The organism is Streptomyces sp. 5K101, assembly GCF_046506645.1.
Taxonomy (GTDB): Bacteria; Actinomycetota; Actinomycetes; order Streptomycetales; family Streptomycetaceae; genus Streptomyces.
Map to the genome: position 1 here is coordinate 43,120 of NZ_JBKFFO010000023.1, position 26,757 is coordinate 69,876.

25 protein-coding genes, 1 rRNA gene and 1 riboswitch are annotated in these 26,757 nt (G+C 71.1%); of the genes, 7 read left to right on the forward strand and 19 right to left on the reverse strand.

What is annotated here, in order from left to right:
* The first annotated feature begins 11 nt into the window (after nt 1-11).
* Nucleotides 12-1,115: a DMT family transporter gene (locus ACLB9X_RS29920; protein ID WP_410363559.1), complete on the forward strand. Its 1,104-nt coding sequence runs from the start codon at nt 12-14 to the stop codon at nt 1,113-1,115.
* Here ACLB9X_RS29920 and ACLB9X_RS29925 read toward each other — a convergent pair.
* On the reverse strand, nt 1,106-2,437 hold the full coding sequence (locus ACLB9X_RS29925; RefSeq protein WP_410363560.1) for an aminotransferase class I/II-fold pyridoxal phosphate-dependent enzyme: 1,332 nt from the start codon (nt 2,435-2,437) through the stop codon (nt 1,106-1,108). The genes ACLB9X_RS29920 and ACLB9X_RS29925 overlap by 10 nt on opposite strands.
* A gap of 36 nt (nt 2,438-2,473) precedes the next feature.
* Here ACLB9X_RS29925 and ACLB9X_RS29930 point away from each other — a divergent pair, with 36 nt between their 5' ends.
* Nucleotides 2,474-3,157, forward strand: a complete 684-nt coding sequence (locus ACLB9X_RS29930) for a pyridoxamine 5'-phosphate oxidase family protein (RefSeq protein ID WP_410363561.1) — start codon at nt 2,474-2,476, stop codon at nt 3,155-3,157.
* Nucleotides 3,158-3,211: 54 nt separating this feature from the next.
* Here ACLB9X_RS29930 and ACLB9X_RS29935 read toward each other — a convergent pair whose 3' ends face one another.
* The 3 genes from ACLB9X_RS29935 to ACLB9X_RS29945 all read right to left on the reverse strand — a co-directional run bounded on the left by ACLB9X_RS29935 (nt 3,212) and on the right by ACLB9X_RS29945 (nt 5,925).
* On the reverse strand, nt 3,212-4,192 hold the full coding sequence (locus tag ACLB9X_RS29935) for a DMT family transporter (RefSeq protein WP_410363562.1): 981 nt from the start codon (nt 4,190-4,192) through the stop codon (nt 3,212-3,214).
* 163 nt (nt 4,193-4,355) lie between these two features.
* Nucleotides 4,356-5,354: an EamA family transporter gene (locus ACLB9X_RS29940; RefSeq protein ID WP_410363563.1), complete on the reverse strand. Its 999-nt coding sequence runs from the start codon at nt 5,352-5,354 to the stop codon at nt 4,356-4,358.
* A gap of 31 nt (nt 5,355-5,385) precedes the next feature.
* Nucleotides 5,386-5,925: a Clp protease N-terminal domain-containing protein gene (locus tag ACLB9X_RS29945; RefSeq protein ID WP_410363564.1), complete on the reverse strand. Its 540-nt coding sequence runs from the start codon at nt 5,923-5,925 to the stop codon at nt 5,386-5,388.
* 250 nt (nt 5,926-6,175) lie between these two features.
* Here ACLB9X_RS29945 and ACLB9X_RS29950 point away from each other — a divergent pair, with 250 nt between their 5' ends.
* Nucleotides 6,176-6,604 (forward strand): SRPBCC family protein, encoded by a 429-nt coding sequence (locus ACLB9X_RS29950; RefSeq protein WP_410363565.1) that lies wholly within the window; start codon nt 6,176-6,178, stop codon nt 6,602-6,604.
* A 51-nt stretch (nt 6,605-6,655) separates the two neighbouring features.
* Here the strand turns inward: ACLB9X_RS29950 and ACLB9X_RS29955 are convergent, their stop codons facing one another.
* Nucleotides 6,656-7,270 (reverse strand): PadR family transcriptional regulator, encoded by a 615-nt coding sequence (locus ACLB9X_RS29955; protein WP_410363566.1) that lies wholly within the window; start codon nt 7,268-7,270, stop codon nt 6,656-6,658.
* A 137-nt stretch (nt 7,271-7,407) separates the two neighbouring features.
* Here ACLB9X_RS29955 and ACLB9X_RS29960 point away from each other — a divergent pair, with 137 nt between their 5' ends.
* On the forward strand, nt 7,408-8,229 hold the full coding sequence (locus ACLB9X_RS29960) for a PhzF family phenazine biosynthesis protein (RefSeq protein WP_410363567.1): 822 nt from the start codon (nt 7,408-7,410) through the stop codon (nt 8,227-8,229).
* Between the two features lie 39 nt (nt 8,230-8,268).
* Here ACLB9X_RS29960 and ACLB9X_RS29965 read toward each other — a convergent pair whose 3' ends face one another.
* Entirely contained in the window at nt 8,269-9,087 is an 819-nt protein-coding gene (locus tag ACLB9X_RS29965) for a CPBP family intramembrane glutamic endopeptidase (RefSeq protein ID WP_410363568.1), read from the reverse strand.
* Nucleotides 9,088-9,528: 441 nt separating this feature from the next.
* Nucleotides 9,529-11,040 carry a glutamate-cysteine ligase family protein gene (locus ACLB9X_RS29970; protein ID WP_410363569.1) on the reverse strand — a complete coding sequence of 504 codons (1,512 nt, stop codon included), beginning with the start codon at nt 11,038-11,040 and terminating at the stop codon, nt 9,529-9,531.
* Nucleotides 11,041-11,529: 489 nt separating this feature from the next.
* On the opposite strand from ACLB9X_RS29970, the gene ACLB9X_RS29975 reads away from it, so the two are divergent.
* Together ACLB9X_RS29975 and ACLB9X_RS29980 are read left to right on the forward strand one after the other, a co-directional pair.
* Nucleotides 11,530-12,120, forward strand: coding sequence for a hypothetical protein (locus ACLB9X_RS29975; RefSeq protein WP_410363570.1), 591 nt, complete (start codon nt 11,530-11,532; stop codon nt 12,118-12,120).
* A gap of 299 nt (nt 12,121-12,419) precedes the next feature.
* Nucleotides 12,420-12,626 carry a DUF5999 family protein gene (locus tag ACLB9X_RS29980; protein WP_410363571.1) on the forward strand — a complete coding sequence of 69 codons (207 nt, stop codon included), beginning with the start codon at nt 12,420-12,422 and terminating at the stop codon, nt 12,624-12,626.
* 79 nt (nt 12,627-12,705) lie between these two features.
* Here the strand turns inward: ACLB9X_RS29980 and gcvP are convergent, their stop codons facing one another.
* Complete coding sequence (gene gcvP / locus ACLB9X_RS29985) at nt 12,706-15,591, reverse strand: aminomethyl-transferring glycine dehydrogenase (RefSeq protein ID WP_410363572.1); 2,886 nt, start codon at nt 15,589-15,591, stop codon at nt 12,706-12,708.
* A gap of 180 nt (nt 15,592-15,771) precedes the next feature.
* A riboswitch (glycine riboswitch) is annotated at nt 15,772-15,869 on the reverse strand.
* A gap of 114 nt (nt 15,870-15,983) precedes the next feature.
* Between gcvP and ACLB9X_RS29990 the strand changes: the two genes are divergently transcribed.
* A complete protein-coding gene (locus ACLB9X_RS29990) occupies nt 15,984-16,364 on the forward strand; it encodes a PRC-barrel domain-containing protein (protein ID WP_410363573.1) in 381 nt (126 codons plus the stop codon).
* An 89-nt stretch (nt 16,365-16,453) separates the two neighbouring features.
* On the opposite strand, the gene ACLB9X_RS29995 is transcribed toward ACLB9X_RS29990, so the two are convergent.
* The 11 genes from ACLB9X_RS29995 to rrf form a co-directional block, all read right to left on the reverse strand.
* A complete protein-coding gene (locus ACLB9X_RS29995) occupies nt 16,454-17,914 on the reverse strand; it encodes a DNA polymerase IV (RefSeq protein WP_410363574.1) in 1,461 nt (486 codons plus the stop codon).
* 73 nt (nt 17,915-17,987) lie between these two features.
* Complete coding sequence (locus ACLB9X_RS30000; RefSeq protein ID WP_410363580.1) at nt 17,988-18,533, reverse strand: MerR family transcriptional regulator; 546 nt, start codon at nt 18,531-18,533, stop codon at nt 17,988-17,990.
* A gap of 236 nt (nt 18,534-18,769) precedes the next feature.
* Entirely contained in the window at nt 18,770-19,243 is a 474-nt protein-coding gene (locus ACLB9X_RS30005; protein ID WP_177152903.1) for a bifunctional nuclease family protein, read from the reverse strand.
* Between the two features lie 53 nt (nt 19,244-19,296).
* Complete coding sequence (locus ACLB9X_RS30010; RefSeq protein ID WP_410363575.1) at nt 19,297-20,040, reverse strand: MerR family transcriptional regulator; 744 nt, start codon at nt 20,038-20,040, stop codon at nt 19,297-19,299.
* A gap of 44 nt (nt 20,041-20,084) precedes the next feature.
* On the reverse strand, nt 20,085-21,047 hold the full coding sequence (locus tag ACLB9X_RS30015; RefSeq protein WP_410363581.1) for an FHA domain-containing protein: 963 nt from the start codon (nt 21,045-21,047) through the stop codon (nt 20,085-20,087).
* Nucleotides 21,048-21,108: 61 nt separating this feature from the next.
* Nucleotides 21,109-21,945, reverse strand: a complete 837-nt coding sequence (locus ACLB9X_RS30020; RefSeq protein ID WP_410363576.1) for a DUF881 domain-containing protein — start codon at nt 21,943-21,945, stop codon at nt 21,109-21,111.
* A 5-nt stretch (nt 21,946-21,950) separates the two neighbouring features.
* Complete coding sequence (locus ACLB9X_RS30025) at nt 21,951-22,283, reverse strand: small basic family protein (RefSeq protein ID WP_010469069.1); 333 nt, start codon at nt 22,281-22,283, stop codon at nt 21,951-21,953.
* The gene (locus ACLB9X_RS30030; RefSeq protein ID WP_410363577.1) at nt 22,280-23,206 is read right to left on the reverse strand and encodes a DUF881 domain-containing protein; all 927 of its coding nucleotides are present in this window, start codon (nt 23,204-23,206) and stop codon (nt 22,280-22,282) included. The genes ACLB9X_RS30025 and ACLB9X_RS30030 overlap by 4 nt, the downstream gene beginning before the upstream one ends.
* A 98-nt stretch (nt 23,207-23,304) precedes the next feature.
* Nucleotides 23,305-25,800, reverse strand: coding sequence for a sugar phosphate nucleotidyltransferase (locus tag ACLB9X_RS30035; protein WP_410363578.1), 2,496 nt, complete (start codon nt 25,798-25,800; stop codon nt 23,305-23,307).
* 110 nt (nt 25,801-25,910) lie between these two features.
* Complete coding sequence (locus ACLB9X_RS30040; RefSeq protein ID WP_410363579.1) at nt 25,911-26,519, reverse strand: CDP-alcohol phosphatidyltransferase family protein; 609 nt, start codon at nt 26,517-26,519, stop codon at nt 25,911-25,913.
* Between the two features lie 160 nt (nt 26,520-26,679).
* Nucleotides 26,680-26,757, reverse strand: a 5S ribosomal RNA gene (rrf, locus tag ACLB9X_RS30045); the annotation flags it as partial.

The window sequence follows — 26,757 nt, forward strand, 5'->3', positions numbered from 1 at the left end:
TCGTTGTGCGCATGACCACCGCTGCCTCGGCGCCGGCCTCGTCCGGCCGTACCCGCCCGCGCCTTCCCTCCACCGCCCCGCGCCGGTGCGCCGTCGACTGGCGCATCCGGTTCGCGGTGCTCTCGACGGTCTGGGGCTTCAGCTTCCTTCTGATCAAGGTCGGCACCGGGGCGTACGCGCCGTTCCAGGTGACCTTCGGGCGGCTCTTCTTCGGCACCGCCGTCCTGGCCGTGGCCATGGCGTTCCGGCGCGAGCGGCTGCCGCGCAGGCTGCGCACCTGGGGCCACCTCGCCGTCGCGGCGTTCCTGCTCAACGCACTGCCCTTCTCCCTCTTCGCCTACGCCGAGCTGACGATCCCCTCGACGCTCGCGGGCATATGCAACGCCACGTCGCCGCTGTGGGGCATGGCACTGTCCCTCGTCGCGCTGTCCGAGGACCGGCCGACCCGGCGGCGGGTGGCGGGGCTGGGCATCGGGTTCCTCGGCGTGCTGACGGTCCTCGGCGCCTGGCAGGGCTTCTCGGGCCTCGACGTCCGCGGCACGGCGATGGCGCTGCTCGCCTCCCTCAGCTACCCGGTCGGCTGGATCTACGTGCGCCGTACGCTCGCCGGGTCGAGCCACTCCCACCTGTCGCTCACCGGCGCGCAGCTGGGGCTCGCCACCGTCCAACTGGCCGTCGTCACCCCGCTGTTCACCACGGTGCCGCCATCGTTCCCGATGGTGCCGCTGCTCGCCGTCGCCGCGCTCGGCGCGCTGGGGACGGGACTGGCGCTGCTCATGCAGTACGGGCTGGTCGCCGAGGTCGGTCCGACGACGGCGCAGATGGTCACGTACTTCATTCCGGTCATCGCCACCGCGGCAGGTGTGACGCTGCTGGGCGAACAGCTCGCCTGGAACACTCCCGTCGGCGCACTGATCGTGCTGGCGGGGGCAGCGCTCACGCAGAGCCGCGCCAGGAACACGCCTACGACCCCGGCACCGGCCCCCGCGCGCGGAACGGAACCGTCGTCGCCGGCCACGGCCGCCCGGATCGCACCGGAAGCCGCCCCGTCCGCAGAGGCCGCACCGGAAGCCGCCCCGCCCGCCGGCACCCCGGCGTGCGCCGCTCAGCCGTAACTGCGCGCCGGCACCGGGCCGATCGCGGCGGCCACCGCCGCGGCGACCGGTTCGATGTCGGCGTGCGCGAGCGCGGATACGGTGATGCGCACGCCCGGCCCCGCGGACATCCGGAACCGCGCCCCAGGGGCCACGGCCCACCCGGCGTGCAGCAGCCGCGTCACCGCGCCGGTCTCGTCGGGCACGGGCACCCACACGTTCATCCCGCTGCGTCCGTACGCCTCGACACCCCGGCGGGCCAGCGCCCCGATGAGCGCCTCCCGCCGCTCGCCGTACGCGCGTGCCACTGCCTGGGCATCGACCGCCCCGGACGCCCACAGATGGGCGACCGCGCGCTGCAGCAGCGTGCTGACCCAGCCCGGACCGAGCCCGAGGCGCCCCAGCACCCGGTCGACGGTGACGGTGTCGCCGGTGAGGACCGCGACCCGCAGATCCGGTCCGTACGCCTTGGCCGCCGAGCGCACGAAGGCCCAGTGCGCGGTGACGCCGGCGAGGGGGTGCAGCAGCTGGTCGACGATGGCGTACCCGTGGTCGTCCTCGACGACGAGGGTGTGCGGGAACCGGCCGAGGACGGACCGCAGTTCCGCCGCCCGCCCGGCCGTCAGGACCGCGCCGGTGGGATTCTGCGCCCGGTCGGTGACGACGACGGCGCGCGCCCCGGCCGCGAGGGCCCGTTCGACGTCCGCGGGGAGCGGCCCGTCGTCGTCGACACCGACCGGCGCCGCCCTGAGCCCGATGGCCGTGACCAGGTCGAGCAGGCTGCCCCATCCCGGATCCTCGACCGCCACCGCGTCTCCGGCCCTCAGGTGGGCGGTCAGCACGCGCTCGATGGCGTCCAGTGCGCCGGAGGTGGCGGCGAGCGGCCCGTGGGGAACGCCGTCGGCGTCGAGGGAGGCCCTGGCGATGCGCGCGAACTCGGCGTCGAGCGGCCCCTCGCCGTAGAGCGTCGGGCGCTCGGCGTGGTGACGCGCGGCGACGGCCAGCGCCTCGTCGAGCGGCGGCAGGAGGGCGGTGTCGGGATTGCCCGCGCTGAGGTCACGGACGCCGGGCGGCACCTCGACCCGGATGGCGTTGCGGGGTGTGCTCGCGGGGCGCCGGCGCACCCGGCTGCCTCGCCGGCCGGCGGTCTCGATGACGCCGCGCTCGCGCAGGGTGCGGTAGGCGGCGGCGACGGTATTGGGATTGACCCCGAGGTCGGTCGCCAACTCGCGCATGGGAGGCAGCAGTTGTCCCGGTTCGAGGTCGCCGGCGCCCACCGCGCGCTCGACGCTCGCGGCAATCTCCGATGCACGCCGACCTGCGATCCGATACTCTCCTAGCACAAAACACATTATGCACTAGTGCAATGGAGTTCCGCAATGCCGCCTGCCGCCCAGCCGGACACCGCCGCCGCATACGAGCCGACCGGCCGCACGATCCCCACCCGGGGCCGGGACCGGGCCTCGTACGACCGCGAGCTGGTCCACTCCATACTCGACAGTGCCTACGTCTGCCATCTCGGCTTCGTACGGGACGGCGCGCCCGTCGTGCTCCCGACCCTGTACGCGCGCGTCGGCGAGACGCTGTACGTCCACGGCTCGACCGGTTCGCGCCCGCTGCGCACGGCGGGCCAGGCGGACCCGGGCCTGGACGTATGCGTGACGGTCACTCATGTCGACGGCCTGGTGCTGGCGCGCTCCGCCTTCCACCACTCCATCAACTACCGTTCGGCGGTGATCCACGGCACGGCGTACCAGGTCACCGACGAGAACGAGAAGCGCACGGCACTCGACGCCCTGGTCGACCACGTGGTGGCGGGCCGGTCCGCCGACTCGCGTCCGGCGAACGCCAAGGAACTGGCGGCGACGGCGGTGATCCGTATCGACCTCGCCGAGGTGTCCGCCAAGTCCCGTACCGGCGGCCCGAACGACGAGCCCGAGGACATGGCCCTCCCGCACTGGGCCGGTGTCGTCCCGGTGGCCCCGTCGTACGGCGCCCCGGTCCCGTCGGCGGACCTCTCGGAGTCGGTGGCCCTGCCGGACTACCTGGCCGCGCTGGGCTGAGCCGCACCGGCACGACGGGCAGGGGCGGTGCCGCGCGGCCCCGCCCCCCGTCGCTCACACGGTGGCCGCTGCGCGCCTGCGAACGGCGGCGACGCGTGCCTCGGCCACCGCGAGCCCGGCCACGGCGGTCAGCAGGAGCAGGGTGCCGACGACCGTCGCGACCGTCAGGTGCTCGCCGAGCAGCGTCACCGCGATGACGGCCGCGCTGACCGGCTCCAGCAGCATGATCACGGAGACGGTGGCGGCGCGGACGACGGCCGCACCCGCGAAGTACAGCGCGTACGCGAGTGCCGTGGGCACGGCCGCGACATAGCCGAGCAGCCACACCACCCGGGCGGAGTCGGCGGTGTGCGGCAGCAGCCCCTCGGCGAGCGCCATCGGCAGCAGGCCGACGGCACCGATCGCGAACGCCCACGCCGTCGTCGACAGCGAGTCGCCGCCTGCGCCGTCCCGGCCGAGCCATCGCGTCAGCAGGGTGATCGCCGCGTACCCGGCGGCGGACAGCACGGCGAGCACGACGCCGGCGGGCCGTACGGTGCCGCCCTCGCCGCCGATGACCAGCACGCCGAGCCCGGCGAGCGCTCCGGCCACCGCGAGCATGCCGCCGCGCCCGAGGCGCTCGCCCATGGTGAGCCGGGCGCCGACGGCGATGAGGACGGGACCCGCGCCGAGCGTGACGACCGTGCCCACGGCGAGGCCGGTCACCTCGACGGCCGCGAAGTACGCGCTCTGGAAGAGGCTCAGCCCGAGGCCGGTGCCGACGATGCGCAGGTACGCGCGCCCGCGGGACTCGGCGACGGCGCGCGGTGCGGGGCCCGCCGTACGCCTGCGTGCGCGTACGGCCAGGACACCGAGCAGCAGCAGGAGTCCGCCCGCGCAGCGCCAGAAGGACAGCGCGAGGGGACCGAGATCACTCACCGCGAAGACGAGAGAGGCCGCCGCACCGGCGGTGCCCCAGGCGACGCCGGCGAAGACGAGGTAGAGGAGGCTCCGTCCGACGGGCACGCCGACAGGAGCTGCAGAGGAATTCGACACGTGACTTCTCCGTGTGGAGGACAGGGAATGAGGGATCGCTCGCTCCGTCACGCGGGCAGCGGCGAACCGCTCGGGAGCACCCCGAGCCCGGTCCTCGTCGGAAAACGGCCGCCCGCGCTAAGCGGCAGGCGGCGGAAGTACGGTCAAATGCATGATCGCCACCCTAGGGCGCGGGGTGTCCGGCGGACAACTCCTCGACGGCCGCGCCGCCGCGGGCGGCTTCCCTTCCGCCCTCGGCGACCGGCCCGGACGGTGCCTTGGGCGCCTGCGACTGGGCGATGAACGCCCCGATCAGCACCACGGCGCCGCCGGCGATCTGCGGGGCGGACAGGTGCTCGCCGAGCAGCACCCAGGCCAGCACGGTCGCGATGACCGCCTCGAGACAGGCCACGACACCGGCCACCTGCGGGGAGAGCATGCGCACCGAGACGACCCCGGTGACGTACGCGAGCACGGTAGCGATCAGCACGATCCAGCCGAGCAGCAGCGCCGCCGGCACCTCGGTGCCGCTCATGTCGGCGCGCCCCGCCAGCAGGGACCAGTCCATGCCCCAGGGCCTGGCCACGAGGGTGAGCACCGCCGCGCCGATGAGGAGGCCGTAGGCGATGACGCCCAGCGGGTCGGGCGCGTCGTCGCCGTCGCCGCCCTGGTCGGACAGGACGAAGTAGCCGACCTGGCAGCAGGCCGCGCCCAGCGCGAGCAGCAGTCCGAGGGCGTCGAAGCTCAGGCCGGCCCACACCTCGACGACGCAGGCGAGTCCCGCGGCCGCGAGGACGACACCCACGACCGCGGCGCGGGTCACCGGCCGCCGCTGCACGAAGCGGACCCAGCCGAGCACCAGGGCGGGCGCCAGGTACTCGATGAGGAGCGCGACGCCGACGGGGATGCGGGAGATGGCCGCGAAGTAGCAGGCCTGCACGCCCGCGACGGCCAGCAGGCCGAAGCCGGCGAGCAGCGCGGGCCTGCACAGCACGAGGGCACGATGGCGCCAGGCCAGCGGCAGCATGACGAGGGCGGAGCCCGCCACCCGTAGCCACACCACATGGAGCGGGTCGAGACCCGCCTCGATCAGCGGCTTGGCCGCGACTCCCGACCCACCGAACGCGAAGGCCGACCCGAGGGCGATGCCCAGGCCGGCGCTTCTTCCCGAAGACGTGCGCATCGGGCCATCATGTCAGCGCGCGTCAGGACCGTCACCCCCGTGACACATGTCGAGACGCTGCCGCGATCCGCACGCCGACCTGCGCCGTGTCGACGCCCGCGCGGCGCAGGACGTCGGCGGCACGGCACTCGGGGTCGGTGACGACGCGGGAGAGGACGTCGACGCCCCGGGCCCGCAGGTCGCCGCGCATCTGCGCACGGGCGAGGGCGCCCGTCATGGCGGCGACGGCCGACGGCGACCAGCCGGGCACGGCGGCCGCCCGCACCACCGGGAGGACCCCGGAGTCCTCCACCGACCCCTGCCAGCGCAGCCCGTAGCCGATGCTGCGCTGCACGAGATAGCCGAGAACCCGGGCGACCTGCGCCGCGTCGCCGACCGCCGCCCGCACCTCCGCGTCCGACTCCAGGAGCGAGTGCAGCAGATGGGCCGTGTCGATCTGCCGGTCACCGTCCCGCAGCGCCCTCCGGCGCGCGCCCGCGACCACCGAGGCCAGCTCGACGGTGAGCGAGTCCTCGATCTCGGCACGGACGGGGGCGGGCTGCCGGGGCACCCGCGGCATGGGGTTCTGCACAGATCCCACCTCATCAGGCACCGGGGATCCGGAGCGTCGCCGCCGGGGAGCATTTGCACATCCCACGGAGGTTGGGCACGCGTGGCCGGTTCCTCCTCCTTGCGGATGAGATCGCGACAACTCTCGCTCCGCGCAGCACGCCGCCTTGCCCAGGGGCGGCCGTCACATCTGACGGGTCGTCAGTATTGAATGTTCGCGCGGCCGGAGCTACGTTCCGCGGCACCGTAACCCGACTGGAAGGAGTGGCCGCATGGCCGAGGTCAGCGCGGAGGCACGCATCGAGGCGCCGGCGGCGAAGGTCTGGGCCCAGCTGACGGACTTCGCCTCGTACGGCCGCTGGAACGCCACGCACACCAGCTTCCCCAGGGGCGGGCCGGAGCCGCTGGAGAGGGGGGCCACGTTCGCGGAGAACATGAAGCTGATGGGCTTCCCCGCCGAGGTGACCTGGACCGTCGAGGAGCTGGAGACGGAACGGGTGCTCGCCATCAGGGGCAAGGGGCCCATGTCCGTCGACGTCGGCACCCGCTACGAGCTGGTCCCGGACGGCTCGGCGACGACGGTGCGCATCGACGGCGAGTTCACGGGCGCGGCGGTCTCCCTCATGGCCGGCAAGCTCAAGGACTCGGCCACGGCGGCGCTCAACGAGTCGCTGCGCAAGCTGGCCGGACTGGTCACCTGAGCACGCGCGCGGGGCCCCGCGGCACGGGGCCCCTCGGTGCCGGCGTGCGGCTCAGTGCTCGTCAGCGAGGATCAGGTAGAGCTTCTTGCGGGCCTCGTTGATGACCGCGACCGCCTTCTGCCGCTGTTCGGCACTGCCCGTCTTCCAGACCTGGCCGAACGCCTCCATCAGTCCGAAACCGGCCTGGCGGATCTCGTTGACCGTGTCCCAGTCGACGCCGCGCCCGGCCTCCTCCCACGGGGCTTCGGGCCCTGTCTCGGCCTCGGCGCGACCGGAGTCCGTGAGCGTGAACAGCTTCTTGCCGCCCTCGCTCTCGGAGACGATCAGACCCTCGTCCTCGAGCAGCTGGAGCGTCGGGTAGACCGAGCCGGGGCTGGGCTTCCACACCCCGCCGCTGCGCTCGCCGATCTCCTGGATCATCTCGTAGCCGTGCATCGGCCGGTCCTTGAGCAGCGCCAGGATCGAGGCGCGGACGTCACCGCGCCGCGCCCGCCCCCGGCCGCCGCCGCGCCCGCGTCCGCCACCGAAGGGTCCGCCGAACGGAGGCCCCCAGGGCCCGAACGCCGCCCGCCGACCCTCCCAATCACCCCGACCCGGATGGCCGGGCCCGCAGTGCCCACGACCCCGACCGTGTTCGCCTTCCTGACCGTGTCCATGTGAACGCATCGCTACGCTCCTTCCATCGTTGATCTGTCGCGATGCTTCAACGATATATCGGAACCTGTCGTATGACAATGCTCGCCCGGTCCAGCTCTCCCGATTTGGCCTTGGCCTGCGGCTTTGCGCGGCCGTACGGTCGCGGCATGCGGATTCGTATCGTCGACGCCTTCACCGACCGTCCCTTCGCCGGCAACCCGGCCGGAGTCCTGCTGCTGGACTCCGACGGATTCCCCGACGACGCCTGGCTCCAGAACGTGGCCAAGGAGGTGAATCTCTCCGAGACCGCCTTCGCGCACCCCCTCCCCGGCGGCGGCGAGGCGGACTGGGCGCTGCGCTGGTTCACCCCGGTCGCCGAGGTGGACATGTGCGGGCACGCCACCCTCGCCACCGCGCACGTCCTGCACAGCACGGGCACCGCGAGCGGCACCGTACGCTTCAGCGCGCGCTGCGGGATCCTGACCGCCACCGCCCACGACGACGCGACCGTGACCCTCGACTTCCCCACCGCGCCGCTCACTCCCGTCCCCGTTCCCGACGGCGTTCCCAAGGCACTCGGCGCCGACGTCCTGTCCGCACACGACACCGGCGAGCACGTCGGCGACCTGCTGGTGGAGCTGTCCGACGAGGCGACGGTCCGGTCCCTGACCCCGGATTTCGCGGCCCTGGTGGCGCACTCCCGGCGGGGCGTCATCGCCACTGCGGCGGCCGACGACCCGTCAGCGGGCCACGACTTCGTGTCGCGCGGCTTCTTCCCCCGCGTCGGCATCGACGAGGACCCCGTAACGGGCAGTGCGCACACCGCGCTCGCACCGTTCTGGGCCGCGCGCCTGGGCCGCGACGAGCTGACCGGACTCCAGGCGTCCGCCCGTTCCGGTCTGGTCCGCACCGTGCTGCGCGGCGATCGCACACTGCTCACCGGCCGCGCCGTGACCGTCATCGACGGGGAGCTGCTGACGGCGCCCTGACCCGACGCGGGCGTGCGGCCGGTGCCGTACGCCCCTCGGTCAGCAGGTCTCGCGGCCAGTCGGCGTGGGCAGCCAGCACACGTGGCCGGCCAGCAGTCCGTAGCCGACGAAGGCCACGATGTCGAGCAGCGCGTGGGCCGCCACCAGGGGGCCGACCCGGCCCCAGCGGCGGTACAGGAGCACGAAGACCACGCCCATCACCATGTTGCCGACGAACCCGCCGACCCCCTGGTAGAGGTGGTAGGAGCCGCGCAGCAGCGAACTCGCCACCAGCGCGGCCGTCGGCGACCACCCCAACTGCCCCAGCCGGCGCAGCAGATAGCCGACGACGATCACTTCCTCCAGCACGGAGTTCTGGATCGCCGAGAGGATCAGCACCGGGTACTTCCACCACACGTCCGGCAGCGATTCCGGCACGACGGTGAGATTGAACCCGGCGGCGCGCGCCCCGAGGTAGAAGGCCAGCCCGGCGCTCCCGATGCCCGCCGCGACGAGCGCGCCCCTGCCCAGGTCCGACCACGGGCGGCTCCGGTCGAAGCCGATCGCCCCGAGTCCGGCGCGCTCCCGGACCAGGAAGTGCGCGACGAGCAGCACGGGCACCAGAGCCGTGGTGATCCCGAAGAGCTGCCAGGCCAGATCGAGCCACGGCCGCCCCGGTGCGGCCGACGAGTTCAGCATCGCGGCCTGGTCCTTGAGCCCGCCCGGCTTCGTCAGCGACCCGACGAAGCGGATCAGGGACGAGACCGCGCTCGCGCCCAGCGACAGCGCGAGGACGAGCACCGTCTCGGACCGCAGGATCTTCCGCGACGCGCTTTCCTGGGGAAGAGATCCGGTCACGCCTCCGGGCTCCGCCTGCACAACTGCCTCCAGTTCGCCAATCCGTCTCGTCCCCATCCTCGTCCCGCTCGAGTCTCGAATGCAGGTACGAAGATCGCACGCGACAGGCCGGGGGGACACACGTCATCACGATGACGCGGTCCCCTTTTTTCCTTGCACACCGCACAAGGAGGGGCACCACCGCATGGGACGTCACAGCTTGCCCGACGCCGAGGTGACGGAAAGAGGCAGGTCCCGTGCACGCGTCCGCCGTCGTACCACAGTCGCCGCCACCGCAACCGTCTCGGCGTCTCGGCCGGGGCGGGGGCGGCCGTGCGGAGCGGGTTGCTCTCCTTCGCCGGTTCCTGCCGAGTCCGAGCCTTCGACGACCTCGCCGCCGCGCCTCACCGGGTCGCGACACCGCAGCGGCCTCGGCGCCCGGCCCGGTCATGACGCCCAGTTCGGTCACAACACGACGCCCGGTCACGACGCCACGCCGGGGAAGCCCACGGGCCAGGTGTGCACCGGCTCCCCCTCGCGCATCAGCTCGCAGTAGCGCCGCGTGGTCGCCGTGAGCGCCGCTTCCCGTTCGAGGCCGGCCTCCAGCGCCCGGTGGAAGGTGTCCGCCTGCCAGGAGGCCCCGTTCATGCGCCGCCTGCACCGTTCCTCGATGATGCCGAGGTACCGGTCCCGGTCGGCGGGCTCGATGTTCCACGCGTCCAGGCCGGCCGCGGCGAGCGGGAGCAGTTCGTCGCGCACGAGTTTGGCGACGGGCACGCGGGTGACACCGCCGCCCCGGCCCGGGCGCGGCCACAGCAGTTCGGCGTCGATGCCGTGGCGGCAGGCGTCCTCGAAGTTCTCGTGGGCGGCCGCGAAGGGCAGGCGGGTCCACACCGGCCGCGTCTCCTCGGCCAGCGCCCGCACGAGCCCGTAGTAGAAGGCCGCGTTCGCGACGACGTCGGCGACCGTGGGGCCGGCGGGCAGGACACGGTTCTCCACGCGCAGGTGGGGCACGCCGTCGACGACCGCGTACACCGGCCTGTTCCACCGATACACGGTGCCGTTGTGCAGGACCAGTTCCTTGAGCCCCGGCACCCCGCCGTCGTCGAGCACCCGCAGCGGGTCCTCGTCGTCGCAGATCGGCAGCAACGCGGGGAAGTAGCGCAGGTTCTCCTCGAAGAGGTCGTACGCGGAGTGCACCCAGCGCTCGCCGAACCAGGTGCGCGGGCGCACCCCCTGCGCCTGGAGCTCTGGCGGGCGGGTGTCGGTCGCCTGCTGGAACAGCGGCGGGCGTGACTCGCGCCACAACTCCCTGCCGAAGAGGAAGGGCGAGTTGGCGCCGACGGCGACCTGGACGGCCGCGACCGCCTGCGCCGCGTTCCACACGTCGGAGAACCGGGCGGGCGTCACCTGCAGGTGCAGCTGGACCGACGTACAGGCCGCTTCCGGAGCTATCGACGACGAGGTGCAGGTCAGCCGCTCGACGCCCTCGATGTCGAGGGTGAACTCCTCGCCGCGTGCGGTCACGATCTGATCGTTGAGAAGCATGTAGCGGTCGACGTGGGAGAGATTGGCGGAGACCAGATCCTGCTGCCGCAAGGTGGGCAGAATTCCGATCATCACGAGTCCCGAGCCCACATCGGCGGCCCTGCGGTCGGCATATGCGAGACCGGTCCGCAACTCCTCCGCCAGCTGATCGAAAACATGCCCGTCCAGCCGGTGCGGAACGATGTTCACTTCCAGATTGAACATTCCGAGCTCGGTCTGGAAATCGGGGCTCGAGATGCGGGAGAGTACTTCCGCATTCATCATCCTCGGCGTCCCGTCCGCATCGGCGAGATTCAGCTCTATCTCCAGCCCCATCAGATTCCTGGGCCGGTCGAACCTCTTCTCCGCAAGCAGCCGACCCAGTCCCGCCAGGCACTGCTGAAGCTTGCGCCGGTACCGTTGACGATCGGACAGGTCGAACCCGCCTGCCACGATCTTCTCCCCCATCGGAGCGTCCCTCCTCGAGTGGGCAGCCACGCACGTGGGCCGCTCGTGTCACGGACGATAATGCCCAGACTCTTTGATCCGTAACGCCTGCACGGCAGGTCCGCTCCCGATAGGCTGGAGCCCGCAGTCATGGGGCACATTCACCGGACACTTCCCGCCGTGTGATGCGATGGTCACTTTCCGGATCCGGCCGGGGCGAAAACACCGTACGGATTCGGCCTACCACGCTGCGGAGAAAGCCGCAGGCCATGACATCGCCACGCGGAGAACGCGTCGGAAATCCGGAGCGGAAGGGGCCGGTATAGGCCTTGCGGAAAATCGCCGGCACGGCTAGCGGAAACAATCACTGAACACGGGTCGTATAAACTCTTCGGGATGGGCCGACCTTCGGCGCCAGGTGGTCTTTCCGGCCCCGCGCGGCCCATCCGCCGACAGTGCCGTCCGCACCTCCCCGCATCACCGTGTCTCTTGAGTGAGAGGCGACCCACCATGCCGCTGCATGTTCCCCCGGCCCCCGCGCCCGCCCTGCGCAGCGTTCTCGCAGCACTCGGTTCCCCCACGGCCGTCCGTGAGGCTCCGACACCCGCTCTGAGGTCCGTCCAGGGACCCCTGAGCCCCGAACTGCCGCTTCCGGTCCACGTCCTGGACCGAGTCGTCCCGGCCGCCGGCATGCCGTACACCCGGCTCGCCGGATGGCGCTTCCTGATCCGCAGCGGCGATCGTGCCGTGGCCGCGGCGGACACCAGGCCGACGCCGGACGGCTGGGCCTTCTCCCACTTCTTCGAAGGGCCCTATCTCGGTTCCACGGAACGTGCGCTGCGCCAGGCGGAGGCCATGGGAGCACCATTCCAGCCGCGCCTGCTGTCCGTGCCGGAGCTGTACATGCTCACGCTCTGGCTGCATCGCGACGTCGACGCGGACGCGTCCGCCGGCACGCTTCAGCCGACCGACGTCCTGGTGCCGCTGGCCCCCGCCCCGCCGGGCATCACGGCTCACCGGCCGCACCGGGTCGCCGATCTGCTGCCTGTGCTGACCCTGCGGCTGACGCCGCGGCCCCTGTTCGACTCACCGGCCGCCTGACCTCGCATCTCCCGTACGCCCCGCGACCGGACGGTCGCGGGGCGTACTGCTGAGCGGCGCATGGCCCGGCCGGACTAGCTCTGCCGGGTCACCAGGAACCACCCGAAAGGACAGCCCTGTTGCGCTGAACCGCTCGCGTGGGTGACGCGTCATGAATCAGTAGGAAGAGCTGCTGTGAAATCCCTGCGGATCGACGCCCGTGGGGGAACACTGGGAACCGACCGACAGATACGGGGGCGGCCATGAACAGCTCATCGAGCCGCAGGACACTCACCACATCGCAGCGAAAGAACCCATCCATGTGCCAGCACCAGCCACCCTGCCCCTCACCCGACTCAGCCGACCGGGAGGCGGCACGCCTGGTGGCGCACCACCCGGAGCAGGGCTGGAGCCTCCTGTGCAACGGTGTGCTCCTCTTCGAGGACACCGGCGAACTGCTGCCCGACGGGCAGGTCATCGCACCGCACCGGCCGCGTGAGACCGGCCAGGTGGTGACCGCCGCGTAGCGCGGTCACCGACACGACCGGGGGCCGGCCGGAGAGTTCTCCGTACCGGCCCCGATCCATGCGCGCCGCGCGCCGGGCGTCAGTTGTCGTACGCGTCCAGCGGCGGGCAGGAGCAGACCAGATTGCGGTCGCCGAAGGCGCCGTCGATACGGCGGACCGGCGGCCAGTACTTGTCCGCAGCACTCACACCTGCCGGGAAGACGGCCTCCTCACGGCTGTAGGCGTGGTCCCACTCGCCGCCGAGGGCGGCCGCGGTGTGCGGGGCGTTGCGCAGCGGGTTGTCGTCCGCCGGCCATGCGCCCGACGCGACCTTCTCGATCTCGGCCCGGATCGCGATCATCGTGTCGCAGAAGCGGTCGAGTTCGGTCAGGTCCTCGCTCTCCGTCGGCTCGATCATCAGCGTGCCCGCCACCGGGAACGACATGGTCGGCGCGTGGAAGCCGTAGTCGATCAGGCGCTTGGCGATGTCGTCGACGCTGACACCGGTGGCCTTCGACAGCGGCCGCAGGTCGACGATGCACTCGTGGGCGACCAGACCCGCCGGGCCGGTGTAGAGCACCGGGTAGTGCGGCTCCAGACGCTTGGCGATGTAGTTCGCCGCGAGCACGGCCACCTGCGTGGCCCGCTTGAGACCCTCGCCGCCCATGAGACGGACGTACGCCCAGGAGATGGGCAGGATGCCCGCCGAGCCCCACGGGGCGGCCGAGATCGGACCGACGCCGGTCTCCGGGCCCGCGGTCGGCTGCAGCGGGTGGTTCGGCAGGTAGGGCGCGAGGTGGGCGCGCACGCCGACCGGGCCGACGCCGGGACCGCCGCCGCCGTGCGGGATGCAGAAGGTCTTGTGCAGGTTCAGGTGCGAGACGTCGCCGCCGAACCTGCCCGGCTTGGCCAGACCGACCAGCGCGTTGAGGTTGGCGCCGTCCACGTAGACCTGGCCGCCGGCGTCGTGCACCTGGGCGCAGATGTCGGCGACGTGCTCCTCGAACACGCCGTGCGTCGACGGGTAGGTGATCATCAGCACGGAGAGCTCGTCGCGGTACTGCTCGATCTTGGCGCGCAGGTCCTCGACATCGATCTCGCCGTCGTCCGCGGTCTTCACGACGACGACCTTCATGCCGGCCATCACCGCGCTGGCGGCGTTGGTGCCGTGCGCGGAGGACGGGATCAGGCACACGGTGCGCTGCTCGTCGCCGTTGGCGCGGTGGTAGGCGCGCACGGCCAGCAGACCGGCCAGCTCGCCCTGCGATCCGGCGTTGGGCTGGATCGAGACCTTGTCGTAGCCGGTGACCTCGGAGAGGCGTTCCTCCAGCTCGTGGATGAGCGTCAGGTAGCCCTCGGCCTGCTCGGCGGGCGCGAAGGGGTGGATCTGGCCGAACTCCGGCCAGGTGACCGGCTCCATCTCCGTCGTCGCGTTCAGCTTCATCGTGCAGGAGCCGAGCGGGATCATGCCGCGGTCCAGCGCGTAGTCGCGGTCGGCGAGCCTGCGCAGGTAGCGCAGCATTGCGGTCTCGGAGCGGTGCTGGTGGAAGACCGGGTGGGTCAGGTAGTCGTCGGAGCGCAGCAGCGCGGCCGGCAGGGCGTCGGTGCTCGCCCCGTCCAGCGCCTCGACGTCGCCCTGGACGCCGAAGGCGGACCACACGGCCGTCAGCTGGTCGCGGCCGGTGGTCTCGTCGCACGCGACCGAGACGTGGTCGGCGTCCACGAGGTGGAGGTTGACCCCGCCCTCGCGCGCGGCGGCGGCGACGTCGGCGGCCTTGCCCGGCACGCGCAGCGTGAGCGTGTCGAAGAACGCGCCGTGCACGACTTCGACGCCGCCGGCCCGCAGCCCGTCGGCCAGGACGGTGGCGTAGCGGTGGGTACGCTCGGCGATGCCGCGCAGTCCTTCGGGTCCGTGGTAGACGGCGTACATGCCCGCCATGACGGCGAGCAGCACCTGCGCGGTGCAGATGTTGCTGGTGGCCTTCTCGCGGCGGATGTGCTGCTCACGGGTCTGGAGCGCGAGCCGGTATGCCTTGTTGCCGTCCGCGTCCACGGACACGCCGACGAGGCGGCCGGGCAGGCTGCGGGCGAACGTGTCCCGCACCGCCATATAGCCCGCGTGCGGGCCGCCGAAGCCCATCGGCACGCCGAAGCGCTGGGTGGTGCCGACGGCGATGTCCGCGCCGAGCTCGCCGGGCGAGGTGAGCAGGGTGAGGGCCAGCAGGTCGGCGGCGACGGTGACGATTGCGCCCAGCTCGTGCGCCTGCTCGATGACCGGCCTCAGGTCCCGCACGGCACCGGAGGCGCCCGGGTACTGGAGCAGCACGCCGAAGACGCCGCGCTCGGCGATCTCGGCGGGGATGCCCTCGCTCACGTCGGCGGTGACGACCTCGACGCCGGTGGGCTCGGCGCGGGTCTCGATCACGCCGATGGTCTGCGGCAGGGTGTCCGCGTCGACGAGGAAGACGCCGCCCTTGACCTTGCCGACCCGGCGGGCGAGCGACATGGCCTCGGCGGCCGCGGTGCCCTCGTCCAGCAGCGAGGCGCCGGAGGTGGGCAGGCCGGTGAGGTCGGAGACGACCGTCTGGAAGTTCAGGAGGGCCTCGAGCCGTCCCTGGGAGATCTCTGGCTGGTACGGCGTGTACGCGGTGTACCAGGCCGGGTTCTCCATGACGTTCCGCAGGATGACCGGCGGCGTGAAGGTGCCGTAGTAGCCGAGGCCGATCATGGGCGCGAGCACCTGGTTGCGGTCCGCGAGCGCACGCAGCTCGGCGAGGACGTCGGCCTCGGTGCGGGCGTCGGGCAGGTTCAGCGCCTCGGCGCTCTTGATCACATCCGGCACCGCCGCGGCGGTCAGCTCGTCGAGCGATCCGTACCCCACCTGCGCGAGCATCTTCGCCTGGGCAGCGGCGTCGGGCCCGATGTGGCGCTGCTCGAAGGGGGTGCCTCGCTCCAGCTGGGAGAGCGGAATGCGGTTGGCGGTCATGTGGGAGGCCTCCTGGTCTTGATCGACCTGCGAGGGGCATCGCGGCATGGATGCCCGGACGGCCTCCCCCTCTGTCATCTCAACCTGAGAGCTTCACCGGGCGCCGTGGGACGACGCGCCGGCTTTCACCGTCGGTGAGAGCGGATGCCGTCCGACGCCCGCCCTGCTTTCCAGAGTGACCTCGTCCGTGCGGTACAGGGGCCTGAGAGATTCCGGGGAGGATTTGCTCCTTCGGCGCCGCCGGTGGGGTCACCGGTGGACTCTCCCGCACAGGGTCAACAGCCGATTGCCAGGGTACCAGCGCGTTCCTATGACGAATCTTCAAGTGGCCGTCACACGAGATGTGCCCTTTTGTAGTGACTGTAGAACAGGTGCGACCCACTGGAGGGACCGTGCAGACCGATATCGATCCGCGCAGCCTGATAGGCCGCAAGGCGTTCGACCGCGACGGCCACAAGATCGGCACCGTCGACGAGGTCTACCTGGACGACGCCACGGGCGAGCCCGAGTGGGCCGCCGTACGCACGGGACTGTTCAGCCGGGACGCGTTCGTCCCCCTGGAACCGAGCAAGCTCATCGACAACGCCCTCCACGTCCCGTACGAGCGGGCCCTGATCAAGGATGCTCCCGACTTCGGCGTCGGCCGCCATCTCTCCCCCGAGCAGGAGCTCCAGCTCTACCACCACTACGGTCTCGACCTCTCCACTCCCCCGGCGCCGGCCCCGTCCACCGGTGACTCCTCCTTCGGCCAGGTCGCCGGCCAGGACGACTGACGCCCGCCCTCCGGCCACGGTCCGTCAGGCCGACGCCCCCTCCACGCACGGACACGCTCGCCCCGCCGCCCCCAAGCCCACCCCTCCCCTCAGGCTCCGGTCTCGTAAGGGTGCCCCCGCGCTGCGTCCCGCGACCCCGGTGGCTCCGCCCCAGGCCCGGCGCCGCCCGGGGAGGCCGTCGGCACCAGGGGGAGCGGGTCCGACGGCTGGAGGTCCTCGTCGTCCACCCGGAACGTACGCACCCGGCCCGGCGCCGACCCCGGCTGCTCGAAGCGCACGGTCACGCGCCCCACGCCGCTCCCCTGCACCCAGCCCGCCCCGTACACGGCATGCCGGACGTCCTGCCCCGCGGACCAGTGCCGCGCGGTGGGCCCTTCCGGTGCCGGAGCCGCCGGTGCCGCCTCCCGCTCGACGCCCTCCGGCGGCTCAGCGGCCTCGACCGGCGACGCGGCCGAGGAGGCCGCCGCGGCCTCCTCGGCCGCGGCCTGCGCGAAGAGATCCTCCTGCGTGTAGTCGGCAAGCCCCGTGACCCCGACCCCCAGCAGCCGTACGCCGCCTGTCGTGTCCACGGACTCCAGCAGCCGGCCGGCGGCCTCCCGCACCACCGCGGGGTCGTCGGTGGGCCCCCTGAGCGTCTCGGAGCGCGTGAGCGTCGAGAAGTCGTAGCGCCGGACTTTCAGGACGATCGTCCGGCCCGAGTGCCCGCCCGCCCGCAGCCGCTGCACACAGCGCTCGGCGAGCCGCTCCACCTCGATCCGCACCCGCACCCGGTCGTGCAGGTCCACGTCGAAGGTGTCCTCCACGGAAACCGACTTCGCGTCCCGCTCGGCGACCACCGGACGGTCGTCGTGCCCGAGCGCCATCCGGAACAGAGCCGCGCCATGAGCCCTGCCCAGCAGGCGTACGAGCTCGTCCTCGCCGGCCTCCGCGAGGTCGGCGACCGTGGTCATCCCAGCGCGTCGCAGATGCTCGCCGGTCGCCGGGCCCACGCCGGGCAGGGTGCGTACGGACAGGGGCCCGAGCAGCTCCCTCTCGGTGCCGGGCTCTATCAGGACGAGGCCGTCCGGTTTCGCCTGCTCGGAGGCGATCTTCGCCAACATCTTGGAGCCCGCCAGGCCGACGGACCCCGTCAGCCCCGTCACCGCCCGGATGTCGGCCCGCAGCCGCTCCCCCGTGGCACGCGCCGAGACCGAGTCGTGGGCGGCACCGCCCGCCTCCAGATCGACGAAGGCCTCGTCCAGGCTGAGCGGCTCCACGAGCGGCGACAGCTGCCGCAGCAGCTCCATGACCTGCTCGCTGACCGAGCGATAGAGCGAGAACCGCGGCACCAGGTACGCCGCGTTCGGCGCGAGCCGTCTGGCCTGCGCCATCGGCATCGCCGAGTGCACGCCGAAGCGCCTCGCCTCGTACGATGCGGTGGCGACGACACCCCGCGGCCCGAGCCCCCCGACCACCACGGCCTTTCCGCGCAACGAGGGCTTCGCCGCCTGCTCGGCGGCGGCGTAGAAGGCATCCATGTCCAGATGCAGGATCGTCGGCGCGGATCTCACACCATCGATGCTGCCCTACGCCACTGACATCGATGGTGGTACGCGGGGTGCCGTGCGGCCACGGCTCCCCGGATCATCCCGCGCGATCGCGCCTGCGCCTCGCCAGCTCGTCGGCGGGGTTGTTGCCGATCAAGGTCTCGCCCGTGTCGACGCGTTCGCCGTGCAGCTGCGCCAGGGCCGCCTCGACGTCGCGCCACACGACGCCCACCGCGATCCCGAAGACCCCCTGACCGCCCTGGAGCAGATCGACGACCTCGTCGGGCGACGAGCACTCGTAGACGGTCGCCCCGTCGCTCATCAGCGTCATCCGCTCCAGGTCGCGAAAGCCCCGGGCCCTGAGGTGCTGGACGGCGGCGCGGATGTTCTGCAGCGCGACGCCGGTGTCCAGGAACCGCTTGACGATCTTGAGGACGACCACGTCACGAAAGCTGTAGAGCCGCTGGGTGCCCGACCCGTACGCCGGCCGCACGCTCGGCTCCACCAGGCCCGTACGAGCCCAGTAGTCGAGCTGCCGGTAGGTGATCCCCGCCGCCGCGCACGCGGTCGGTCCGCGGTATCCGATGGTGTCCGAGGAGGGGTCGGCCGCGCCGTTGTGCAGCGGATACGGCCCGCCTCCCACCGGACTGACTCCGGGGCCGCCCCCAGCCGTACTGTCGCCGCTGCTTCTCACGCCGACCTCCGTCCTTGACCTGCCACCTCGAAGGTAGGGAGTCGCCAGTGGTGCGTCAACGATCGCCACACTCGGCACGCCGAGTGATAATCACCCTGAGAGTGGTTTCTCGTGCCCCGATCCGGGGAAAGGCTACTCGAATGCGCCGATGCCGCACGGTCGGCCGCTGACCACCCGCGACGGCCTCACTGGCTGCTGGAACCGAAGTCCTCCGGCGAGATCTGGTCGAGGAACTCGCGGAACTTCTCCACCTCGTCCTCCTGCTCGTCCGGGATGGCGATCCCCGCGTCGTCGAGCACACCGTCACTGCCGTAGATCGGCGTCCCGGTGCGCAGGGCCAGCGCTATGGCGTCGGACGGCCTGGCGCTCACCTCGACCCCGCTGGCGAAGACCAGCTCCGCGTAGAACACGCCCTCGCGCAGGTCGGTGATGCGGACCTCGGTGAGCTCCTGGCCCACCGCATCGAGGACGTCCTTGAACAGGTCGTGCGTCAGGGGTCTGGCGGGGGCCATCCCCTGCTGCGCGAAGGCGATCGCGGTCGCCTCCCCAGGTCCGATCCAGATGGGGAGGTACCGATCGCCTCCCACTTCACGCAGGAGCACGATCGGTTGGTTCGAGGGCATTTCGACCCGGACACCCACAACGTCGAGCTCGTTCACACAGCAACCCTAGGACGTGCGGATGAGGTTTGGGTAGTCGGGCTGGTCCAAGATCAGTGCAGCCGGATCCCGAGAGCGCTCTGCACCAGGGCCGCGTGCAGTCTCACGGACAGTGCGGCCAGCTCCCTGGCAGTGGCCTCCGCATGCACCCTGGTCTGCGGATTACGGTGTCTGCGCAGCGGAGTCACGATCTGCTCGACCAGCCCGGCGTCCCGGTCGGCGGATGCCTTCATCACCCGCAGATGCCGTGGCTCGAGTCCGAATCTGCCGAGCTCGGCGACCAGCCGGGCCACCGTCACGGACTCGGCGTCGAAACCGCCGCTCGCGTCGGACGTGAGCAGCCCGTACGACTCCCACTCGGCCAGCTCCTCCTCGCTCACCTCGGTGGCGGCCAGGAGCTCGGCCCGGCCGAGCCGCCGGGCGGTACGGCCGTCGCCAAGGCCGCCGTCACCGCCCTCGAAGAGCTCGCGCTGGGCACCCTGGACGGGCAGCTGGATCTGCTCACCGCGCTCCAGGGCGTCCAACTGCTCACGGATGACCTTGAGGGGAAGGTAGTGGTCGCGCTGCATGCGCAAGACGAGCGCCAGGCGCTCGACGTCCTGGGCCGTGAACTTGCGGTACCCGGACGGGGACCGGCTCGGCTCGACGAGCCCCTCGGCCTCCAGGAAACGGATCTTGGAGATCGTCACCTCGGGGAACTCGTCACGCAGCCGGGCCAGCACCGCGCCGATGCTCATCAGCCGGTCGCCCGTGCCGGCGGGGCCGTGTCCGGCACCGCCCGTCGGTGTACGCAGCATGTACCTTCCCTGTGGAGTCCCCCCGGACGAGTCTGGAGGGACAGTCACACGGCCCGCTGGCTCGCGTAGAACACCAGCCGGTACTTGCCGATCTGGACCTCGTCGCCGTTCGCCAGGACCACCGAATCGATCCGCTCGCGGTTGACGTACGTGCCGTTGAGGCTGCCGACGTCGGAGACGCTGAAGCTGCCGTCCGGGCCCCGGCGGAACTCCACATGGCGGCGCGAGACCGTCACGTCGTCGAGGAAGATGTCGCTCTGCGGATGACGGCCGGCCGTCGTGAGGTCACCGTCCAGCAGGAAGCGGCTGCCCGAGTTGGGGCCGCGGCGCACCACCAGGAGGGCGGAGCCGAGCGGCAGGGCGTCGACCGCCGCCTGGGCCTCCGGCGACAGCGAGGGCAGAGCGGTCTGCCCGGTGACCTCGGAGTCGTACGCCTCGATCCCGGAGATCGAGATCGTCGACGTCGTCTCGGCGGCGCGCTCGGCCGGGGCGCCACCGCGAAGCGGCGCACCACAGTTGGAGCAGAACCGACCGGCCTCGGTGTTCCGGTGGCCGCACCTCGTACAAACCGGCAGACCCGCCATGGAGGGATCCTCCTGCCGCGGTTGTCCCGCGTGGGGATTGGTCGCATACGGATCGGGGGCAAACCCTCCACCCGTACTTGAGGTTGATGGTTCCCCGAAACCTATGCGCCCGGCACCGGCAGGGTCAACAGACGACGCGCCCTGTCCGCCCGAATTGTCGCCACCGGCGACCTCGTCGCGGAACAGCGGCCGCTCGGCGCCCTGCTCCTCGCTCTGGCCGTGGCGCGGCGCGCGATGGCGGGCGTTGCCCTCCTCGCGTGCGCTCTTGCCGAACAACTTCCCAAACAACTTCACGGGCGTTTCCCCTTGACCGAAATAGACCCGCCCGTGGGGCAGGACGAACCCTGAACGAACACACCTGCCGACCCGGACATCCTCACAACGTCCGTGACCACCGGACAGTTTCCACCACGCACCACCGATCCGGTACGTCGCCCCCCTGCACACTTCCACCTCTGCCCGGCAGACCCCATACTCCCCCGTTTCACCTCGCCGACGACCGAGCGTAGTCAGGCCGCTCCGCCGGTCGCAAGGCGTCCACAATGATCTTCTCCGAACGGTCCACGGTCGCCGTGGCCTGCTCCTTCTCCAGCGTCTGCACCACACCACCAGGGATGTTCAGCGCGGGCTCCAGGTCCTGCGGCTTGCCGATGACCTTGAAGGTGTACGGCGCGCTGACGCGCTTCCCGTCGACTTCTATGTCGCCCGCCGTACCGGAGAAGAAGGTGTCCGCGACGACCCGGATCCCGTTGACCTGGATCGCCTCCGCACCGGCGGCACGCAGCTCCTGGATCGCGTCGAGGAGCATGTCCGGTTCCACCGTGCCCGCCGGGTCGCCGATGGTGAGCGTGATACCGGGGCCCTGAGCGGCCACCGTGCCGGCGAGGATGCCGAGCTGCTGCTCCTTCTGAAGCGTCTGCTTGCGCGCCTCCTCGGCCTGGTCGGAGCTGTTCTCCAGCTCGGTGCGCTGGTCCTCCAGGCGCTGCTTCTCGTCCCCCAGGCGCTGCGAACGGTTGTCGAGCTCGTCCAGGATGCGCACCAGGTCCTCCTGGCGCGCCCCGCGCAGCGCGCTCTCGTCACTGTTCGAGCGCACCTGGATGGCCAGGGCGAGACCGAGCACGAACAGCAGTACCGCGACGATGAGTTGGGCGCGCGTCACCCGCGGCGGCCACACGGCGGCACGCAGCCGCTGCCGTCCCGCCTGCGGGCAGGGCTCGTCGGCAGAGGACTCGGACTGCTGCGCCGGCGGCGGGGCGAGCGGCGGCAGCGGCTCACGCCTCGGCTCCGGCGAACTGCGCTGGGGTTCTTCTTCGCTGTTCATGTGCCTCACGCCCGGAAGACATGCCGCCGGATCGCGGCGGCGTTGGAGAAGATCCGGATACCGAGGACGACGACCACGCCGGTCGACAGCTGGGCACCGACGCCGAGCTTGTCGCCGAGGAAGACGATCAGAGCGGCCACGACCACGTTCGACAGGAAGGACACGACGAAGACCTTGTCGACGAAGATCCCGTCGAGCATGGCGCGCAGCCCGCCGAACACCGCGTCCAGGGCGGCCACGACCGCGATCGGAAGATAGGGCTCGACCACCGCCGGCACCTCGGGCCGGATCAACAGTCCGACCACGACTCCCACGACGAGGCCCAGTACGGCGATCACGATGTGCCCTTCCCTGTGTCAGCCGTCCCCGGCCCGCTGCCCCGGTCGGCGTCGGCGGTCTTCGGCTCTGCTGTACGTACGATCAAGCTGGGGGCCGCGGGCAACCGCACCGTCTGCTCGTCGGAAATGCTGGCGCGGATACCGAAGTTCTCCTGCAGCGCGTGCAGATACTGCCCGTCGGCGCTGTCCTGGAACGCGGTGCTCAGCTTGTTCCCGTCCCCCACCGCGAGCACCGTGTACGGCGGCACCAGCGGCCTGTTGTCGACCAGTATGGCGTCGCCCGCCGCGCGGATCGCCGACAGGGCCGTCAGGCGCTGCCCGTTGATGGCCACGGCTTCGGCTCCCGACTCCCACATCCCGTTGACGACCCGCTGCATGTCCCGGTCGCGCACGCGGCCCGTGTCGGAGAATCCGCTGCTCTCGCGCGGCCCGTCACCGCTCTGGTCGGTGCCCTTGGCATCGTCCACGACGAGTTTCACCCCGGGCCCCGACACCTCGGTGGCGCCGGCCAGCAGACCCACGAGCGCCCCCCGGTCACCGCCCTGAGTGTTGAGGGCCTTGCGCTGGCGCTCCTGGACGTCGTCGCGGAGCGCGTCGACGCTCTCCTCCAGCTCGTCCACGGAGTCTGTCTGCGCCTGGACGCGGTCGATCAGTTCCTCGCGCTCCTTGGCCAGCACCGGTGCCGAAATGCGTGCCTCGGCGGCACCCACGGTGACCACGGCGGCCGCCAGCACCAGACCGGCGGCCAGCCCCAGCTTGGCGCGCAGCGTGCGGGGCAGTCGCCCGCCCTCGGCCCGGCGCGCGGCCGCCTCCGCGTACCCGTCGTCGAGGCTGTGCTCCATCACGTTCGTCAGCAGCGACATCGACGCATCGGGGCGCGCGGGCGGAGAAGCTGTGCTCCGAACGGGGGGCTGCTGCGACATGCGGCACATCGTCGCATGTCGCAGCCGCTACCGCCGAATGGCCCCACCGGTGTGCCGGGCAGCGCCGTGGAAAGGCGGCCCGCACACCGGTGGGCGCCTCACCGACCTGCGCTGTCCACGACGGACGCCCATTCGTCGAGCAGGGCCTGCGCGGAGGCGTCGTCGGGCCCCTCCGCCCACAGATGGGTGACCGCCTCGGCCGGGTCGGGCAGGACCATCACCCAGCGCCCGTCGGCCTCCACGACCCGCACACCGTCCGTCGTGTCGACATGTCGATCACCCGCGGCCTCGACGACCCTGCGCATCACCAGGCCCTTGACGGCCCACGGCGTCGCCAGATCCCGCTTGAGCACGTGCGCCCGCGGGATCCGGGCGTCGATCTGGCTCAGCGTGAGCTGCGTACGGGCCACCAGGCCCACGAGCCGTACGAACGCGGCCGTGCCGTCGAAGACGCTGCTGAACTCCGGCACGATGAAGCCGCCGCGGCCGTCACCGCCGAAGATCGTGGTCTCCTCACGGCCCACACGGGTCAGATCGTCCGGCGACGTCGTCGTCCACTCGACCTGGGTCCCGTGGTACGCGGCGACCTGCTCGGCGATCCTCGTGGTGGTCACGGGCAGGGCGACCCGGCCGCTGCGCCGCTCGGCGGCCACCAGGTCCAGCAGGACGAGCAGTGCTCGGTCGTCCTCGACGATCCGCCCGCGCTCGTCGACGAGGGACAGCCGCTCACCGACCGGGTCGAAGCGGACACCGAACGCGGCCCGCGCGGAGGCGACGATCTCACCGAGCCGCACCAGTCCCGACCTGCGCGCGTCCACGGACTCGGTCGGACGGGACTCGTCCAGGCCCGGGTTGATCGTCAGCGCGTCGACACCGAGGCGGCCGAGGAGGCTCGGCAGGACGAGGCCGGCGCTGCCGTTGGACGCGTCGATGACGACCTTGAGCCCGGACTCGGCGATCCCCGAGGTGTCCACGTTCCGCAGCAGGGAGCCCGTGTACGAGTCGAAGACGCTCGACGGGAAGTGCAGGTCACCGATCTCGCCGGGGAACGCGCGACGGTACTCCTGGCGCGCGTACACCCGGTCCAGCTTGCGCTGGCCACCTTGTGACAGGTCGGCACCGCGTTCGTCGAAGAACATGATGTCGACGGAGTCCGGCACGCCCGGGGACGTGCGGATCATGATGCCGCCCGCGCTGCCCCTGGCCGTCTGCTGCCGCGCCACGGGCAGCGGCACGTTCTCCAGGTCGCGGACGTCGATCGCGCTCGCCTGGAGGGCGGAGATGACCGCACGCTTCAGGGCGCGGGCACCACGGGAGTGGTCCCGGGCCGTGGTGACGGTGGCGCCCTTCTTGAGCGTCGTCGCGTACGCCCCGGCGAGGCGCACCGCGAGCTCGGGGGTGATCTCCACGTTCAGGATGCCGGTGACGCCCCTGGCGCCGAACAGATGCGCCTGCCCGCGGGACTCCCAGATGACCGAGGTGTTGACGAACGCGCCGGCCTCGATGGTCTTGAACGGATAGACCCGCACATTGCCCTGGACGATCGATTCCTCGCCCACCAGGCACTCGTCACCGATCACCGCGCCGTCCTCGATGCGCGCGGCGCGCATGACGTCGGTGTTCTTGCCGATGACGCAGCCGCGCAGGTTGGCCTGCTGCCCGATGTAGACGTTGTCGTGGACCACCGCCTTGTGGAGAAACGCCCCGGACTTCACGACGACGTTGGAGCCGACGACCGTGTGCTCACGGATCTCCGCGCCGGCTTCGACCTTGGCGTAGTCCCCGATGTACAGAGGCCCGCGCAGCACCGCGTCGGGATGCACCTCGGCCCCTTCGGCCACCCACACGCCGGGAGAGATCTCGAACCCGTCGAGCTCGACGTCGACCTTCCGCTCCAAAACGTCGGCCTGCGCCTTCACATAGCTCTCGTGCGTGCCGACGTCCTCCCAGTAGCCCTCGGCGATATAGCCGTAGATCGGCTTGCCTTCCTTCATGAGCTGCGGGAAGACGTCTCCCGACCAGTCGACGGGGACGTCGGCCTGGACGTAGTCGAAGACCTCGGGCTCCATGACGTAAATGCCCGTGTTCACCGTGTCCGAGAAGACCTGTCCCCAGGTCGGCTTCTCGAGGAACCGCTCGACCCTCCCCTGCTCGTCGACGATCGTGATGCCGAATTCCAGGGGGTTCGGCACCCGCGTCAGACAGACGGTGACAAGCGCGCCCTTCTCCTTGTGGAAGGAGATCAGGTCGGTGAGGTCAAAATCGGTGAGGGCGTCACCGGAAATGACGAGGAAAGCGTCGTCCTTCAGCGCTTCCTCGGCGTTTTTCACACTCCCCGCAGTGCCGAGTGGCTTCTCCTCGTTGGCATAGGTGAGCTCCATTCCGAGCTCTTCGCCGTCACCGAAGTAGTTCCTGACGAGTGAGGCGAGAAACTGCACGGTAACGACGGTCTCGGTGAGCCCGTGCCGCTTGAGCAGCCGCAGCACATGCTCCATGATCGGCCGGTTGGCCACCGGCAGGAGCGGCTTGGGCATGCTCGAGGTCATGGGGCGAAGTCGCGTTCCTTCGCCACCAGCCATCACGACGGCCTTCATGTCGGAAGCGTCCTCCTTGAAGAGATGACGGTCCAGCCGACTTCACCCGCGCATCAGGCCCTCAGGTGCATCCACGGCCGGCGACACTGCCGGTCACCGTGTCCTCGGGGTCAATCGGCCTCTGCGTCCGCCTTGACGAGTCGGCGGACCTGAACCACATAGAGGATCCCTGCCCACCAATAGAGAGTTGTACCCCATCCGGCGAACGCCCATCCGAAAATCGCGGCCAGTGACGCAAGCCACCCCGTTCCGTCACTCAGGAGCAGCAAGGGGAAGGCATACATGAGGTTGAAGGTGGCCGCCTTGCCCAGGAAGTTCACCTGCGGCGGCGGATAACCGTGCCTGCGGAGGATGTATACCATCACCAGCAGCATCAGTTCCCGGGCGAGAAGTGCGGCGGTCAGCCAGATCGGCAGAATCTCGCGCCAGGTCAGTCCCACGAGAGTGGAGAGGATGTAGAGCCGGTCGGCGGCCGGGTCGAGGATGCGCCCCAGGCTGCTGATCTGATTCCACCGGCGGGCGAGCTTCCCGTCGAGATAGTCACTCACTCCGCTCAGCATGAGAACGAGCAGCGCCCAGCCGTCGCTCTTGGGCCCGCCGAACTCGGGTCGAAGAATCAGCCACAGGAAGAGCGGGACCCCGACCAGGCGCGCCATGCTGAGAATGTTGGGGATGGTGAGCACCCGGTCCGTCTGGACGCGGGTCTCCTGGACCTCCACCCGGGAGCCTCCTGTGGGAAACGTACCAACGATGCCCCCTGACCCTACCGGCAGCCACTCCGGCACCGGGCACAGGGGTCCGGCCCAACCCCCTCTTCCGTCCGGTCCTGAAACGCAGGAAAGCCCCGGAACGGTGTTCCGGGGCTTTCCCACAATGATTGTTCGGCGGCGTCCTACTCTCCCACAGGGTCCCCCCTGCAGTACCATCGGCGCTGAAAGGCTTAGCTTCCGGGTTCGG